This window comes from Brevibacillus reuszeri (assembly GCF_002897295.1).
Lineage (GTDB): Bacteria > Bacillota > Bacilli > Brevibacillales > Brevibacillaceae > Brevibacillus > Brevibacillus reuszeri_A.
This window is the reverse complement of the sequence record NZ_BEXF01000003.1, coordinates 41,020-56,189: the sequence shown is the minus strand read 5'-3', so window position 1 is coordinate 56,189 and position 15,170 is coordinate 41,020. Positions and strand designations below refer to the sequence as shown.

The 15,170-nt window shown below is 46.5% G+C and carries 18 protein-coding genes; 12 read left to right on the top strand and 6 right to left on the bottom strand.

All coding sequences use genetic code 11. The features are described from left to right. Positions 1-50: 50 nt before the first annotated feature. The 3 genes from C3B52_RS05720 to C3B52_RS05710 form a co-directional block, all read right to left on the bottom strand. Positions 51-419: a hypothetical protein gene (locus C3B52_RS05720; protein ID WP_103105126.1), complete on the bottom strand. Its 369-nt coding sequence runs from the start codon at positions 417-419 to the stop codon at positions 51-53. Between the two features lie 132 nt (positions 420-551). Then, complete coding sequence (locus C3B52_RS05715) at positions 552-1,136, bottom strand: adaptor protein MecA (RefSeq protein WP_103105125.1); 585 nt, start codon at positions 1,134-1,136, stop codon at positions 552-554. 326 nt (positions 1,137-1,462) lie between these two features. Continuing rightward, positions 1,463-3,064, bottom strand: coding sequence for an S-layer homology domain-containing protein (locus tag C3B52_RS05710; protein ID WP_235615611.1), 1,602 nt, complete (start codon positions 3,062-3,064; stop codon positions 1,463-1,465). 162 nt (positions 3,065-3,226) lie between these two features. On the opposite strand from C3B52_RS05710, the gene C3B52_RS05705 reads away from it, so the two are divergent. Beyond that, positions 3,227-4,204: a YpdA family putative bacillithiol disulfide reductase gene (locus tag C3B52_RS05705; protein ID WP_103105123.1), complete on the top strand. Its 978-nt coding sequence runs from the start codon at positions 3,227-3,229 to the stop codon at positions 4,202-4,204. 4 nt (positions 4,205-4,208) lie between these two features. Here the strand turns inward: C3B52_RS05705 and C3B52_RS05700 are convergent, their stop codons facing one another. From C3B52_RS05700 to C3B52_RS05690, 3 genes are all read right to left on the bottom strand, one after another. Next, positions 4,209-4,547: a histidine triad nucleotide-binding protein gene (locus C3B52_RS05700; RefSeq protein ID WP_103105122.1), complete on the bottom strand. Its 339-nt coding sequence runs from the start codon at positions 4,545-4,547 to the stop codon at positions 4,209-4,211. Positions 4,548-4,820: 273 nt separating this feature from the next. Next, positions 4,821-5,150 (bottom strand): DUF3147 family protein, encoded by a 330-nt coding sequence (locus C3B52_RS05695; protein ID WP_103105121.1) that lies wholly within the window; start codon positions 5,148-5,150, stop codon positions 4,821-4,823. 99 nt (positions 5,151-5,249) lie between these two features. Next, a complete protein-coding gene (locus C3B52_RS05690) occupies positions 5,250-6,536 on the bottom strand; it encodes an acyl-CoA thioesterase/bile acid-CoA:amino acid N-acyltransferase family protein (RefSeq protein ID WP_103105120.1) in 1,287 nt (428 codons plus the stop codon). 152 nt (positions 6,537-6,688) lie between these two features. On the opposite strand from C3B52_RS05690, the gene C3B52_RS05685 reads away from it, so the two are divergent. The 11 genes from C3B52_RS05685 (at position 6,689) to C3B52_RS05635 (ending at position 15,165) form a co-directional block, all read left to right on the top strand. Further along, complete coding sequence (locus C3B52_RS05685; protein WP_103105119.1) at positions 6,689-7,126, top strand: Rrf2 family transcriptional regulator; 438 nt, start codon at positions 6,689-6,691, stop codon at positions 7,124-7,126. A gap of 111 nt (positions 7,127-7,237) precedes the next feature. Continuing rightward, positions 7,238-8,545 carry a sigma 54-interacting transcriptional regulator gene (locus C3B52_RS05680; protein WP_103105118.1) on the top strand — a complete coding sequence of 436 codons (1,308 nt, stop codon included), beginning with the start codon at positions 7,238-7,240 and terminating at the stop codon, positions 8,543-8,545. Between the two features lie 196 nt (positions 8,546-8,741). Beyond that, positions 8,742-9,131, top strand: a complete 390-nt coding sequence (locus C3B52_RS05675; protein ID WP_103105117.1) for a response regulator — start codon at positions 8,742-8,744, stop codon at positions 9,129-9,131. 154 nt (positions 9,132-9,285) lie between these two features. Continuing rightward, on the top strand, positions 9,286-10,647 hold the full coding sequence (locus C3B52_RS05670) for an ethanolamine ammonia-lyase subunit EutB (RefSeq protein WP_103105116.1): 1,362 nt from the start codon (positions 9,286-9,288) through the stop codon (positions 10,645-10,647). A 20-nt stretch (positions 10,648-10,667) separates the two neighbouring features. Continuing rightward, the gene (eutC, locus tag C3B52_RS05665) at positions 10,668-11,495 is read left to right on the top strand and encodes an ethanolamine ammonia-lyase subunit EutC (RefSeq protein WP_103105115.1); all 828 of its coding nucleotides are present in this window, start codon (positions 10,668-10,670) and stop codon (positions 11,493-11,495) included. 83 nt (positions 11,496-11,578) lie between these two features. Continuing rightward, the gene (locus tag C3B52_RS05660) at positions 11,579-11,788 is read left to right on the top strand and encodes a hypothetical protein (protein ID WP_103105114.1); all 210 of its coding nucleotides are present in this window, start codon (positions 11,579-11,581) and stop codon (positions 11,786-11,788) included. Between the two features lie 107 nt (positions 11,789-11,895). Beyond that, entirely contained in the window at positions 11,896-12,846 is a 951-nt protein-coding gene (locus tag C3B52_RS05655; protein ID WP_103105113.1) for a helix-turn-helix transcriptional regulator, read from the top strand. 65 nt (positions 12,847-12,911) lie between these two features. Then, on the top strand, positions 12,912-13,403 hold the full coding sequence (locus tag C3B52_RS05650; RefSeq protein WP_103105112.1) for a GyrI-like domain-containing protein: 492 nt from the start codon (positions 12,912-12,914) through the stop codon (positions 13,401-13,403). A 131-nt stretch (positions 13,404-13,534) separates the two neighbouring features. Next, positions 13,535-14,128, top strand: coding sequence for a TVP38/TMEM64 family protein (locus tag C3B52_RS05645; protein ID WP_103105111.1), 594 nt, complete (start codon positions 13,535-13,537; stop codon positions 14,126-14,128). A 110-nt stretch (positions 14,129-14,238) separates the two neighbouring features. Further along, positions 14,239-14,649 carry a VOC family protein gene (locus C3B52_RS05640; protein WP_103105110.1) on the top strand — a complete coding sequence of 137 codons (411 nt, stop codon included), beginning with the start codon at positions 14,239-14,241 and terminating at the stop codon, positions 14,647-14,649. A 171-nt stretch (positions 14,650-14,820) separates the two neighbouring features. Further along, positions 14,821-15,165 (top strand): hypothetical protein, encoded by a 345-nt coding sequence (locus C3B52_RS05635; protein ID WP_103105109.1) that lies wholly within the window; start codon positions 14,821-14,823, stop codon positions 15,163-15,165. Positions 15,166-15,170: the final 5 nt, after the last annotated feature.

Genomic DNA, 15,170 nt, shown 5'->3' with positions numbered 1-15,170 from the left:
TCAAGAGCGGCAATCGTACATACCTAGTAATAATTTATGCAAAAGGGTACCTAACTAACGTATTCTGCCGTATAGGAATTTGTACCAGCATGCACAGAAAGCAACGTATTGGCATATCCAACCAAGCGATTGACAATCTCGTCTACTACTGCATAGACGAGAGGATGCAGGATAGGGTCGTAAAGCGTTGGATCATCGAAGATCACGGTAGTGTGAATGAATATATCTCGATTCCCAAACAGATCGTAATGAATGAACACTTTTCCGCAAGCCCCTTTTGTTTGCGGATCTTGGTATCCCGGCAGAAAAAGATACCATTCCTCGGCTGTTGCGGAACGGAAATTTTTCGTAAAGGTTAGGCCTTGTATCGCTTCATCGGTTTTTGCTTTTAGTTCGCTACTCATTAAAATATCAGACATTTTATCTTCCTCCTTTACTCCTTTTCAGTATGAATATGGAAAAAGAAATTCATCCAAAAAAGAAAAAGCCAGCCCAGATAAGGGTGGCTTCATGAGTACAACCAATCAAGAGAGAGTTCAATTTTTAATTTTTCAGTCACAAGGGAAGAGTCTAGATATCTCATAGATAGCATGCTTCTCAAAAATGACCTTTCCGTAGGTATCGACGACCTCGGCGGTATAATCCGTAATTTTTTCACCATATTCGCTTGCGATAGAGCACGCGTCTTCATAATTGGCTGTTAAGGAAAACTCAGATTCTTGCAAAAGAAGCAAGTAATCATTCTGAAAGACATAAAGTTTTCCGTTTTTCCGCAATTCCATACGGATTTTCGCTGCGAACCGTGTGATGTCCTCGAAGTCTCGAAATGCGAAGAAAGCAGTAGAATTGTCCAAAAGACTTGCAGGTGCAATTTCATCCTTTTCTTCAGGATGATCCGTCAATGTAATTGTAATATACATACCTTGAGAAGGGACAAAAGCTACTTCAGTACGGCAAGGCATATCAATGGCTGGAAAGTCGTGTGTCGACTCAGCAAAAAGGAGAGCTTCATCTATCCAATGATTGATAAGAGCGAGGCTCGCCTCATGATCATCATGTCTATAACCCCGAGATGAAAGTTCGGTCTCATTCAGAAAAATCGAAATGGTCCGGTTATCAAAGATTTCCATCTTCATTGTTGATTCCTCCTTATCTATTCAGTGGCTAATCTTATCAAACGACTAGGGATGCGATAATGGGAGTGTAGGGGTAGCATTTAAATATACGCTAGCGCTATGGGTAAGACAATAGGAGGTTATTGGCTATAGAGTGACTAGTATCCGTACTTTTGAGACAAACTACTTGATCATCGAGCCTCCCAAACATCCTGGTGGAGCAGGTTCATCTGGCACTTATTAACACGAAGCTGCAAGCAGTTCGTGCCGATTGCAAAAAAGATGATTGTGAGAGCCCAGGTTAACAAGTGTAAGGGGCACCCACAATCATCTTCACTTATTTATTCTTACAGTCTTGCACGTGCCTGCTTGAGAGTAATCGAGTTGGCAATGGCTGTCCACATGTCGGTTGATTCAGAACCGACATACCAGTAAGCCAATCCTCCTATGTCCCACTGCAGGCTTGCTTGTACTTTTAACCCCATCGATCGGCTTTCCTCCAACCAGATCGTGTGTGTCACTCCTTGTTTTTTGTAGGTAGAACGGTATTGTCCGATAGAATCATCCCATGTCGTACTCGCCTTGTATTGTGAGATAAGCTGATACGATTGTGGGATACTCAGATCGACAGACTGCAATTGCTTGCCTGACTGATACCAGTCACGTGTATAGAGCGGCAGTCCGACAATCAGCTTTTTCGCAGGCATTTCAGCAAGCAAATCAGAGATAATCTTTTTTATCCAAGGCAGTGAAGCGACTGAGCCTGACTTGGTCCCTCCGACCCAATGTTCTTCATAAGCCATCAATACGAGATAGTCTGCATATTTTGCCAGCTTTGCGAAGTCGTAGGGCTCGCTCCAATCCGTACCTGAGTCAGGTGGAATATCGACTGAAAGAACGGCGCCCTTTGCGTGCAGGGCAGCAGCCAGCTCCTGAATAAACAGCGTAAAGTTATTACGGTCACCAGGGGCAAAGCCTTCGAAATCGACATTGATCCCATCCAATTGATACTTGTCAATAAAGCCTGACAATTTTTGTACGATTGCCTTGCGTTTGCCTGCATCAGATAGCGCGGCATGCGTAGCAGCGGAATCAAATTTGTTTCCAAAGAGAGCCCAAACCTGCTTTCCGTTGTCATGAGCCCAGTTAACGAGTGAAGCATCAGAGAAGTCACTCACTGTACCGTCTTTTTGCAGGAAATACCATCGTGGAGACAGTGTGTTGACGCCACTCTTTTTTACTTGAGCAATAAATTCCTCCGTTGTGGATTGGTACTGCCAGCCTAGTGATACGAGTGGCCGAGTAGCAGTTGTCTGTGCATTCAAATCATCCAGAATTCGCTGTAGGATAACGGCCGTCTCTTGACGAGAGAGGGCTGCAGACGGGCGGAAATATCCTTGGTAGCCAACCAGCCAATTATTTTGCATGGCCTTGCTGACTGAGTTGCGTGCCCAGCTCGAAACCATTTTCGCATCTTTTACGTTCAGGCTTGTCGTGGTGGAAGCATTTTGTTCCAATGCCCGAACGAGAAAAGCCGCCGCTTCTTCGCGAGAAATCGTACGTTTCGGGGCAAAAGTAGTCGGACCGATGCCGTTTGCGATATTCAGGGCAGCCGCAGCCTGTACGTATCCGTATGCCCATGAGTTTTTCGGGACATCTGTATAGGAGACGACAGTTCCTGAAACGGGCTTGATTCCTACTGTACGACTGAGCATCGTTACGAATTCTGCACGAGTGACAGGACTGGTAGGGTGGAAATACCCATTTTCATCACCGGCAATGACACCTGCTTCATGAAGCGAGCGAATCTGCTTTTGTGCGTAGCTGTTTCCGATGTCTCGCAGGTTGTTCGTTGATGCTGTTGAAGCGGGTACCCCAATGGCCAGCGTAAGGCTGTACATCAGAAATACAAGTGAAACAAACCAGATATGTATGCGTTGTTTATTCATCATACATCCAGTATAAGGAGATATAACCAGTCTTTCATTGGCTATTTATTGGTAAAAGCAATGCCAAGTGAAGGCATTAGAAAAAGTAGCGGTATGGTATGATAAGAGGGCAATGATAGGAGAGAGACGAAAAGAAACGAAAAGAAACGAGGCGGGAGAGAAATGGAAGACGTACTTATTGTAGGGGGAGGACCCTGTGGTCTCGCAGCAGCAATCGCCTGCAAGCGCGCCGGGCTTGATCCGCTCATTATTGAAAAGGGATCACTTGTTCATTCAATATATCGGTACCCCACATATATGATATTTCACAGTACGCCAGAGCTTTTGGAGATCGGTGGCGTTCCATTTGCGACGGCGAATGACAAGCCAACGAGACAAGAAGCTCTTAACTACTACCGATTGGTGGCTTCACGTGAAAACCTCCGAGTGAATGTCTATGAGACCGTTACTGGGGCTGGTCAGACAGCTGATGGCTTTCGTGTGAATACAACAGATCGCTACGGGACGTCCCATGCATACGATACCAAGAATTTGATCATCGCCACTGGTTATTTTGACAATCCAAACCGTTTGGGCGTACCAGGAGAGCAGCTTCCCAAGGTCTCATCGTTTTACAAGGAAGCACATCCGTATGCGGGGATGAATGTAGCTGTTGTCGGAGGAAACAACTCGGCAGTCGATGCTGCAATGGAGCTGGAGCGGGCAGGAGCACGTGTGACAGTCATTTGCCGCAGACCAGAGTTATCGGATAAGGTGAAGGCGTGGACCAGACCTGTATTTGAGAGTCTGATCAACAAAGGGCGCATCCGCATGTATTTTGGTGCAAACGTAGCAAGTATTGAAGAGCGTACAATCCATATAAACACGGGTGCAGAGGTTATCAGCTTGGACAATGACCACGTATTCTCCCTGATTGGCTATCGTCCAGACCGCACTTTTTTGCATTCACTAGGAGTGAAAACAGATCCGGATTCGGGCATACCACAGCATGACGCAGATACGATGGAGACAAATGTCCCACATCTGTACATCGCAGGTGTGATCGCGGCGGGCCACCACGCGAATGCTATCTTTATTGAGAATGGCCGGTTTCACGGGGAAGGAATCGCCCGCCACATCACTTCACAGATGCGAGATTAAGCTCTTACATGGTCCATTTCAGCTGCTTGCCGCCGATCAGGTGATAATGCAGATGGAAGACCGTCTGCTGACCGTGCTCGCCGATGTTGGTTACAATACGGAATCCTTGTTCAGTGACGCCCATCTCCTCTGCTACCTTTTGCAGGGAGAGGTGGAGGTGACCGATCAGCTCCTTGTCTTCCGGTTCAATCGCGAGGACCGATTGAATATGCTTTTTCGGGATCATGAGTACGTGTACGGGAGCAATTGGATTGATATCGTGAAAGGCGACTACATGCTCATCCTCATATACTTTCTTGGAGGGGAGTTCCCCGTTTACGATTTTGCAAAAAATGCAGTCCATCTTTGTCAGCATCCTTTCCTATATGAAATACGCAGTAAAGCCTACTTCGTCATCAAAGTAGGCTTTACCTGTTTCTATATAGTGCGAGTTCAAAAAGTTGGCTTTTCAGCACCGAGAAAATGGCGAGAACCGTACGAAGGAGGAGCGGAATGTAGGCAAACTACATGAGCACCGGACTTCGAAGGTGAACGCCATTTTCGATGTCGAACTCGCTTTCAGGACTGCTTCGTGATCAAAAGACGACTTTTTGAACAACCTCTTATGAGAATGATTTCATCCGGAAAATTGCTTATACATCCAAAAATATAAAAACAGTGTCACAATTGCAAAGGCGATCGCATAGATGGGTTTAACCCACGTTGTTAACACGTAGCAGGTGGATATGAACAAGACCAAACCGATCGCTCCGAGGATGCCGCTTTTTTGTGCGGAATGGAACTCTTGGCTGTTCATATATTTGATTTGGAGCATCATGTTCAACAGGGTGACGATAGGCAAAGTTGTGATAATGCCAGATAGAAAAATATTTTTCGTCTTGCTAAAATAAGTCGCTATGACTACAATCGTGCCACCTAATATAAACTTTACTACATAGTCAAGCATGGACTGCTAGCCTCCTGTATCTTGTAGACAATTCCGTTCCTCGTATGTAGGGACTTGTCCATTATAAACCCGAAGACTAGCACAGGGTAGACGGTAGTTTTATGGAAAAGTCGTTTCGAGAAAGCTGAGCACCTCACGCCAGGAATGCTCGGAAGCGTAGGCGTTGTTTTTCGCAGTACCGCCGTTTAAGCGTGTCCGTGTAGTCGGGATATAAGGAAAACGAATGGCGTGACCTGTGTCCGTATAGCTGAGATGAACGACACGATGAGGAAATTGATTCGCTTGTAACCGGGCAACCATCTGTTCGCAATGCTCGGCTGCAGGCCACCAGTGATCGTCATCGGATGAGAGCAAGAGGATCGGACCATTGATCCTTTCGACAGGAATAGCCGCGTCCTCTAGCCATTCGCACGCTTTCCAGGCAGCAGCATGGATGTGATCGATTCTTTCGCCCGCATCCAGCAGCTCCTGTGATTCCTCCGACTGTTCCTGTGTCCAGTGAACAAAAGGAAGAGGTTCACCACGGAAGGACCAGGAGGACTGAGGGGAAAACGTTTCGGAGTCAGTAGATTCGCGATCGCATCCAATATTCACGGTAGAGCTGGGGCTGGAAGCTATGACCGCCTTTATTTCAGGATCGATGGAGCCCATGATGAGTGCCAATTCCGCTCCTTTGGAACGACCGAAGACGGCGATTTTGTCCGCGTCTACAGCAGGCTGGCGTTTGAGCCATTGGATCGCTTCTTGTACATACTCGAGTGGGATCTGACGGATGTCATCTGGTAAGTCATCACATTGGAAGTAGGCAAGGGCGAGAGCTGGATAACCATTAGAAGCAAAAAGGGCAGCGAATTGTGAGCAGGAACCGATCCCGCCTTCACTCCCTCCCAATACGAGAATCGCTGGACGGGCTTGTGCCTGCTGTTTGTAAAAAAATTGACCGATTAAACCATTCTCCCTCACCTTTACGATGGAAACATCGCGAGAGACAAAGAAGCGTTTGACCGTTGCTGTAGCAATAGCTTTTTCATTAACTTCTGCTGTTAATACGATTTCCGTAGAGCGCGGTGAAAATTCAAAATCATCGAGGCTATATGGACTGTAAAATCGCTGGGCTTTTACGTGCATAGACCAAAACAGCCCCATCGGATCAATGCCTTCGTATGTCCCAAATAGAGGGGCTTGCGAGACCAGATCTACATTTCCATCTTCATCAGCTTGAAAGATAGCATGGGATGAAGCTGTCAGCTCTCCACCCGGAAGACCATTATTTAATGTGGCGTGTAGTGTAATTAATTGATGAGGAGCAAAACCGCTTAGTGTAATATGAACAGGTATGTCTAACAAGGCGGTTGCCGGTGTGACATCTATTTGTGGATGCATCATGCAGACGACACTCCTTTTCAAATAAATGGAATAAGGACAAGGCAATTATAGTTTACTGACGAAAGAACGAACGAAAAAGATGTGACGGAATGGTTAACTTGACTTCCTTTACCTGGTGTAACTATAATCATTACAACGAAAGGGTGACCCTCATGAGAATTAGCAGTCGCTTCTCTGTAGCTGTCCATATATTATCGCTACTATCAGTAGACCCGCATGCTCACAACACATCCGAATGGATTGCGGGAAGTGTGAATACCAACCCCGTCATTATCCGCAGAGTGCTCGGTCAGTTAAAGAAAGCGGGGCTCGTGCATGTTCGTGCCGGCGCTGGTGGCGCTACACTTGCCAAGGATTTGGAGCAGATTACGTTGCTCGATGTCTATCGTGCTGTTGAGGTGGTAGAAGAAGGGCAGCTTTTTCATATTCATGACCAACCAAATCCGAATTGCCCAGTTGGAGCCAACATTCAGTTTGTGCTAGAGCTGATTTTGACCCGCGCCCAGCATGCGATGGAAGATATATTAGGAGGAGTGACAATGTCCCAGCTGGTTTGCGATCTTCGCGTGAAAATAGGAGAATCAGTCTGATATTCGTGTATTGATGCACCTCAACCTGTGTATGCCCGAGAAGGGATACATCCAGCCGTGTCGTATGATATTAAGAAGGAGACTTCATTGTATCGAAAGGGACGGGGACGTATGACCATGCAAAAGATGATGCAACCGATTACCACCTACCTAAGCCCAACCGACACACTAGAAGACGCCGCTCGCGTGATGCTGGAGACGCAGATGGATATGCTTCCTGTGGGAGATACCCAGGGCAGATTGGTAGGTGTTTTTTCGCATCGTGAGCTGTATCGGATGATACTGGAAAAAGCTCCTTCCACGACTGCTATCGAAAGCTATATGAGTACGGAGAGCATAACAATCTCTCGGGAACAAAACTGCGGGACAACAGTCGATAAGGTTGACCCTGGCAAAGGAATGAGCCAGATCGGAACACGCTTGCTCGTCGATAAGGTCGATCAGGCAAATCGCCAAGCAGATAAAGCATTGCAAAAACATTTTCCGCAAGCCTTGTATCATTGGGAGCATATTTTGACTGTAGATAAAGTCATGCTCGATCTGATCAGCTCGGCTCACAAGGCGGCACGCCGAAATACCGCTGTCATGATTCGTGGGGAAAGCGGAACGGGCAAGGAATTGTTTGCACACGCTATCCATCATGCGAGTTCGAGAGCCTCGGGTCCTTTTGTTACGATCAACTGTGCGTCTGTCCCCGAACATTTGCTTGAGGCTGAATTTTTTGGTTATGAGAATGGCGCCTTTACGGGTGCAGATCGGGCAGGACGAATAGGGAAATTGGAGCTGGCACATGGCGGAACCTTGTTTTTGGATGAGATAGGGGATATGGCCATGCATTTGCAGGCAAAGCTGCTACGTGTAATCGAGGGCAAGGAGTTTTTTCGGATCGGGGGTACCAAATCGATTCAAACCGATGTACGTATCATCTCTGCAACGAATGCTCCTTTGGAAGAGCTGATTATGCAAAAGAAGTTTCGGGAAGAGTTATTTTACCGTCTCCACGTGATCACATTTTCCATCCCGCCACTGCGAGCACGCAAAAGCGATATCCCGGTATTGACAGACGCTTTCATCAAGCAGCTAAATCCCATTCTGGATACAACCATTACAGGAGTAGAGAATTCTGTCGAAAAGCTGATTGAGCAATACGAGTGGCCTGGGAATATTCGTCAGCTTCGCAACGTCATCGAGTGCGGTATGATTATGGCTGAAACGGGACGCATTTCAATTGCAGACTTGCCTAATGAGTTGCTCAAAAAAGCGGATGAACGGGATCACATAACGCTCGTTCAGGCTGCAGAAAAAACAGAGCTGGAACGCGCTCTTCGCAAGACGAACGGGAACAAATCCAAGGCTGCTCGGATGATGGGTATTAGCAGATCTGGATTTTACGAAAAATTGAAAAAATATCAGCTGTAGCTTGTTTGGTAGGCACTCACGTAATTCGAACTCTCTCAATTGAACAGAGCTGGATTAAGGGTGGAAATAGTAAAAAATTACGGATATAATGTTATTATTCTGAAAGAAATAAGAAAGATCGACAATGGCGTCGATTTTTGTTGCAGGGACAAACAGTGTTGGCACGTCCATTCTCTGACGATCAGGAGGTGGAATTTTGCGTCATCATTATCGAATCATTATTGTAGACGATGATCCTATTACCCGAATGGACCTGATAGAAATGCTGCAAGCGGAGGGTTACGACGTAGTGGCTGAAGGAAAAAACGGGGAAGAAGCCGTTCGATTGACGCAAAAATGGAAGCCCCATCTCATCATCATGGACGTGAAAATGCCGGTCATGGATGGATTGACAGCGACTGGTATTATTCGCAGGGAATCGGATGTAGACGTACTCCTTTTAACCGCCTATAGCCAAAAGGATATGGTGGGTCACGACAAGGCAAATGGAATTTGTGCCTATTTAGCAAAGCCCGTGATGGAGGAAGACCTTCTACCGGCCGTAGCTTCGGCATTTGCCAAAAAAAGCATTGTATATGAAAAGTGAAAACGTAAAGCAAAGGCGCTTGATGAACGGCGGTTATTTCGTCTGTTATTCAAAGCGCTTTTTTCTTTGAAAAACGTCTCGATGTTTTTCACAACATTGGACATGACTGTTTTGTTATTAAATGACTCAAACGCGAAAGAGAGTGAAGCTGAATATGAAGTTGGCATGTGTGATTCGTAAGCAAACATATCAGTTTGGGTCCATACGAGAAGTGTTGGCAAAAGCAAGCGAAGAGAAATCTGGAGATCGCATGAGCAAGCTGGCAGCAGAGTCCGCACTGGAGCGCATGGCAGCAAAGGTTGTTTTGAGTGAGATGCGCCTCTCAGATATTTATGAAAACCCGGTTATTCCTTATGAAAAAGACGAAGTAACCCGCATTATTTACGACGATATGAATCTTTCGGTTTACGAGGAAATTAAAAATTGGACAGTCGGTGAGCTTCGCGATTACATCCTTTCCTTTTCGACTGGAATGCCTGAGCTGACTCGGATCGGCAGAGGTCTCACAAGTGAAATGATCGCCGCAACCGCCAAACTGATGTCGAGTATTGACCTCGTCATGGCTTCTCAAAAAATGCGGCACCAGGCTTATTGCAACACACTGATCGGGGAGCCGGGGCGACTCGCTTTCCGTTGTCAGCCTAACCATCCGATCGATGATCCAGAAGGCATCCTGGCCTCGATTAAAGAAGGACTGTCTTATGGCTCAGGAGATGCTGTTATCGGGATTAATCCTAATAATGATTCAGTTGAAAGCGTAACCAAGCTGTTGAAGATGACGCATGATTTCATGCAGCACTGGCAAATCCCAACGCAAAACTGTGTACTGGCACACATCACAACACAAATGCAGGCACTGCGAGGTGGAGCCCCCATTTCCTTGATGTTCCAAAGTCTGGCAGGCTCCCAACGTGCGAATGATGCCTTCGGGGTCAGCAAGGAGATTTTGGACGAAGCGATGGAGCTAATGCTGCGCAAAGGGACAGCTACAGGACCGAACGTCATGTATTTTGAAACCGGTCAGGGCTCAGAGGTATCTCTGGAATCCCATGAAGGTGTCGATATGCAAACATTGGAGGCGCGTACGTACGGTTTTTGCCGTCACTGGAAGCCTTTTATGGTCAATAATGTTTCTGGCTTTATCGGCCCTGAGACACTGTACGATGGCAGACAGATGATCCGTGCGGACTTGGAAGACTTATTTATGGGCAAATTGCATGGACTGCCAATGGGAATTGCGCCTACCTACACTAATCACATGCATGCCGACCAAAACGATCAGGAGATCGCTGGTATGTTGACCACGCTCGCGGGCGCCAATTTTTACATGGGAGTGCCGGGTGGTGACGATGTCATGCTTAGCTATCAGGATACGAGCTTTCATGACGACGCTAGCTATCGTGAGCTGCTCGGTATGCGACCACTGCGAGAATTTGAGAAATGGCTGGAAAAAATGGGGATTATGGAAAATGGTCGCTTGACAGAGCGGGCTGGAGATTTAACGATATTTGACTAGCGAGAATGGGGGCAAGCACAATGAAGCAGATTAATTTGGATGACCTGGTCCAACGCGTACTGGAGGAGCTTACCCGGAAAGATCAAGACGTGATTCAATTTCCTGAGCAGAAACAACGGGGAATAGAGAAGCCGAACAATCCAGAGGCTTTGGAGCGTGCGATGAATCGTACACCTGCCAGAATCGGAATCGGACGCGCTGGCACTCGTATGAAGACAGGCAGCTATTTACAATTTCGGATTGACCAGGCTGCCGCTCATGATGCCGTCATGAAAACAATTAGCCCAACACTGCTGGAAACGTTGCAGCTACCAGCTCTGCACACAAAAGCCACTGACATGTCCGACTACTTGATGAATCTGGACTCCGGACGCGTGCTTTCCGATGAGTCAGTTCGTTGGCTCGAACAAAACGCGGATAAAGGCAAGGACGTGCAAATCATTATTTCGGACGGACTCAGTACGTCGGCCTGCGAAGCGACCATTCCTGACCTGTTACCTGCACTGCTGCAGGGCCTAGCTATGCGCAATATCAGTGTGGGAAAACCAGTGTTTATCCATCGTGGACGTGTATGGGTCCAGGATCAGGTAGCGTCAATCGTCAATTGCAAGGTCGTCATTTCTTTGATTGGGGAAAGACCGGGCCTTGCTACCGCTGAAAGTCTCAGTGCTTACATGATTTACAAACCGGATGCGAATACGGTAGAATCAGATCGTACAGTCATTTCCAATATTCATCGCGGAGGGACCCTGCCGATCGAGGCAGGAGCTTATCTGGCGGAGCTTTTAGAGGATATTCTGAAATATCAGGCGAGCGGGGTCAAATACATGCAGCTTCGTGCAAAATAACGGGTTGATCCCTGCTAGTAGTTCCTCTGATCTTGCTCTAGAATACATGGGAGAAGACCATTATTTATGAGGGGTTGCTATGCATGACGGAGCCAAATCAAAACGAAAAAGAAACCGTAGAACAAAAGCCTGGAAAAATTAGCCTGCAAGAGGCAATGAAACGCAAATTGGCAGAAAAGAAGCAAGCACAGGCGCAAGCCAATAATCCTGCTAATCAAAAAGCAAAAAATCAAACGATGAAGAGCCAGCATACAAAAAAACCTAACAACCAACGCAGACGTACTGGTGTATAACAATTTTTGATGGGAAGAATTACGAAGGGGATTTACAGCAGAATCGATTCGCTGTAGATCTCCTTCTTTGCATTGTTCTCGAAACAACTCGTGGGGAGGTGAGAATTGTGAAGCTGGAACGATTGCTAGCAATTATCATGATGCTACTCAACAAACGGAGGCTTAGCGCACGTGAGCTTGCGGACCATTTTGAGGTATCACTGCGCACGATATATCGCGATTTGGATGCCATCAACGCAGCAGGAATTCCTATTGTGGCGTATCCAGGAGCAAGCGGCGGTTATGAAATTATGGAAAGCTTTACGATTGATCGACAGTACCTTTCACTGGAGGAGCTGGTGGCGGTCATTGCTGCGCTGAAGGGAGTGCACTCTACCACGGAGGACAAGCAAATCGGTCACCTCCTGGAAAAAATCAATGCGCTGCTCTCCACTACGCCCTCCGGTGCTCCAGATAGTCAGCACCCAGTCGTCTATGACTTTAACCCTTGGGGCAGCACACCTGCTATCGCACAAAAGGTCAGCTCACTCCGGGATGCTATTGAGCGTAGAGTGCGCACGCGTATCGCCTACACGAAAATAGGTGGACAATCCGAGGAACGAACGATAGAACCTATTACGCTGATCATTAAAGGTTATGTCTGGTATGTATACGCCTTTTGCTTACTACGCACGGAATATCGGCTGTTTCGGCTTTCGCGGATTGAGAGGTGGGAGGTGCTCGCCGAGGAATTTTTACCCCACCAAAGCGATGTTGAACAGCTGCGGTGGCAGGAGGATTGGGATACTGGGCAGCGTAGGCTACTTGTGCTTCGCTTTACTCCCGCTGTTCATGTGCGAGTGAGAGATATGTTTGGTCCAGAGGCGATTGAGACGCAAGAGGATGGCTCTTTGCTGGTGCGGACCGTCATGGCTGATGACGAATGGCTGCACGGAATGCTGCTCAGCTATGGTGATGCTCTGTTTGTAGTCGAGCCTGTCTATATCAGGGAGCGGATGCGGGAAACCATCAAAAAAATGTATCTTCTATACGAAAAGGATCAAAACGTTGACAGATAGTTGTCAGGGTAGTGTAGGTATACTGTTTCGTGTAAGCAACTTTTTACGAGGAGCGTTGATATCCCATGAACCATACTATTGTCAAACTCGATGAAAAACGGGTCGCTGGCTTAAAAATCATAACAACCAATGAGGCAGAATGTGGGCCAAATGCCAAGATTGGGGCGCTTTGGCAGCGGTACTATGCTGAAGGCTTTCCGTCTAGCACACCTCACCAAACAGAGCCAGGAGTCGTTTACGGAATCTATTCGGACTATGAAAGTGATGAAACGGGTTCTTACTCCCTTCTGATAGGAGCGGAAGTGGAAAAAGGTGAAGAGCTCCCAGCTGAATTGTCTGTGACGACCATTCCGCCAGCAACATACGCCGTATTTACCACACGCGTGGGTCCGATAATAGAAGTCGTTCAAGAAGCGTGGGCTCATATTTGGGAGTGGTCGAAGCAGCCAGGAAACAAACGCACGTTTATCGCTGATTTTGAACGGTATGATGGTGTGCGCTGCGCTGATCCTAATCATGCACAAGTGGATGTGTACATCGCTATTTCCGTAGAATAAGATACAGGGACGAGACAAGCTGTTGTAGCTTTCGGGCTATAACAGTTTGTTTTTTTACGCTCAATTGTTTAAAGTAAAATCTCAGACTAGTATTATTTCTCTGTAATGGGAGAGAGGGGTTCCACGAACGAATGGATTGGTTGACAAATGTGGACGGATTAGCAGAGTGGATTCGTTCCTGGGGGATTCTGGGGATTGCAGGGAGTATTCTTTTAAATATCCTCATCAGTGTTGCGGGAGTTCTTCCATCGATTTTTTTATCGGGGGCCAATGCTGTTGTCTTTGGACTTTACGGGGGCTTCTTGATTTCGTTGACTGGCGAGGTAGCAGGGGCTGCTGTAGCTTTTCTGCTCTATCGCCGTGGGATTCGCAGCAGCAGGAGATTGCAAAAAATGGAGTCGTTCCAATGGGTCCATCGAATAAACGGTTCTTCGCGATTTCGCAAGTGCCTTGCAGTAGTACTGCTCCGCTTGAATCCATTTATCCCATCTGGTGTGATTAATTTGGGGGCAGCGCTTACGACACTGTCCTTTGGAGATTTTCTGCTAGCTACCACAATCGGGAAAATTCCTTCGATGGTGTTCGAGACGTTTGTCGGTCATGATTTAATCTACTTCGAAGAAAATAAGCTCCGGCTGCTCTTTGCCCTTATAGCAGGCGCGCTTGTGCTGGTCCTGTTTTGGAAAAAGGGCGGAAGTGGTAACGAGAATGGAAAAGAGACGTAATGTCGAAAAATGCTCTCTTGATTCGTTCAAAATATTCTTGCTAATCTATCCCTCTTAAATGGTACAATCGGATTGCTAGACTTCCAATCCAATAGTAGAGGTGATCGAGTGTGGGTGTTACGGCAGATAAAATTTTTGTGAATTTACCAGTGAAGGATTTACAAGCATCCATCGAATTTTTTTCCAAGATCGGCTTCGAATTTAATCCGCAGTTTACGGATGACAATGCAACATGTATGGTGATAAACGATCACATCTTTGTCATGCTATTGGTTGAGGGCTTCTTTAAAACGTTCACCAAAAAGGAAATAGCCGACGCTACGAAAAGCACAGAGGTCATTGTAGCACTTTCAGCGGACAGCCGGGAGCAAGTTGACGAGATCGTCAATAAAGCGCTAGCAGCTGGAGGAACGACTCCTAATGAACCAACTGACCATGGCTTCATGTACGGCAGGAGCTTTCAGGATTTAGACGGTCACCTCTGGGAATTGATTTATATGGAGGAGGGCGTCGTGGAGTAGGGCTAGGCTCGGATTAAATCAGATTAGATTAGTTTGGATAACACTGCCTTCAAAAGGTGGTGTTTTTTTGTTCCACCAAAAAGTGAAACTTTTTCCATCTGCTTTCGTAAAAAGGGGAACGATTAAAAAAATCGCATAGTCGAGGCTTCGAGAAGGAGGTGAGGGTATACAATGGCCAAATTTGTAAAAATTTTTCTTTTGATCATGATGATTGGCTTGTTTTGCTTGAATTCGATTCAGCTACCAACCGAAACAGATACAAGCACAGGACAATCTTTATTCATAGAGCATCTGCCTTTTGAGGAGCACGCTACATTCCTCAAGGAAAACAATCAGATCACTTCTTTTTTTACCATTCTTTATTTACTTTGTATCGTTCTTACGTTTTTTCATGTTTGCTATCGCTCTAGCATCAAACGTTTTCTTCGATCAGCCATCCCGATCTTAAAACGAACCTTTCTATTATTTCCGATCAAATTTGAATCACGGTACATAGCTTTGCCTCCTTTCATCTAGAAAAA